Source organism: Neisseria sp. P0009.S007 (genome assembly GCF_051962515.1).
Map to the genome: position 1 here is coordinate 1 of NZ_JBQCVF010000443.1, position 1126 is coordinate 1126.

Sequence of the window (1126 nt, forward strand, 5' to 3'; positions counted from 1 at the left end):
GAGCTGCGGCTTTAGGCTCAGATTCAGTTTGCGGCGCAGTCAGCGGCAAACGCGCCAATACAGTGCTGACGCCGGTAACTTTATCACCAATCGCCACTTGCGCCTGCGCATCGACAGGCAGATACATATCCACGCGCGAGCCAAAGCGGATAAAGCCATAACGTTCGCCGCGAGACAGTTTCGCACCTGCTTGGGTGTAGCACAAAATACGGCGCGCCACCAAACCGGCCACTTGAACAAAAGTAATTTCACGACCAGAAGCCGTAGTCGCCAACACCGCATTACGTTCATTTTCCGTGCTGGCTTTGTCCAAATCCGCATTCACGAATTTGCCTTTGTTATAGACCACTTTCGTTACCGTACAATCAGCAGGCGATTTTTGCGAATGCACGTTGAACACGTTCATAAAAATACTGATTTTCAAAGCATCGACATCACGATACGGATCGCGTGCGCGCTCGACCACCACGATACGGCCGTCAACCGGACTCAACACTGCTTCAGGATTTTGCGGAATCTCACGCGCAGGGTCGCGGAAAAACTGCAAAGCAAATACGGTAAACACCCAAAACGGCAAAGACCACCAGCCGCAACACATCGACACCAGCAGGCTCAAAGCCAAACCGCCGCCGATAATCGGCCAGCCCTCACGGGCGATAATCGGGTGGGGATACAAACGGTTCATCACTTATCCTTCATTTAATAATTTCAAAATTGCCGCCATTATATCTGAAACTCCAAACATTGAGGCCGTCTGAAATGTTCAGACGGCCGGTGTCTTTTGTAAAAAATACTCAATATAGATAAAGTTTCAGTTTCGGCAACACAATAACGCAGCGTCCTCAACAAGCGGCTCACACGCTCCAACAACTCGCTGCAAATATCATTTAGACCAAATCTCCGCCCTCGATTATCTCGACAAGCCCAGTATGACCGCCAACACTAGCCAGATCCAATGCCGACGGCGTGATGTAGAGAACAAAGAGCGTTGAGACAGCAAACGCGTTTGGCTCAACTGATACGCCACATCGGCCAACATTACCAAGCGATTAGTCTGCCGAGCATTACCTTCTTCCGCTTTACGCAGTTTCAAATTTTCCGCTTCAATCCGCAGCCGCACCAGCTT

Annotated in this window: 1 protein-coding gene; it reads right to left on the bottom strand. The window is 50.2% G+C overall.

Features of this window, described 5'->3' with window-relative positions; all coding sequences use genetic code 11:
- A partial coding sequence (locus ACTHS3_RS13920) for a phosphatidylserine decarboxylase (protein WP_440368243.1) occupies positions 1-685 on the bottom strand: 685 nt, incomplete at its 3' end.
- Positions 686-1126: the final 441 nt, after the last annotated feature.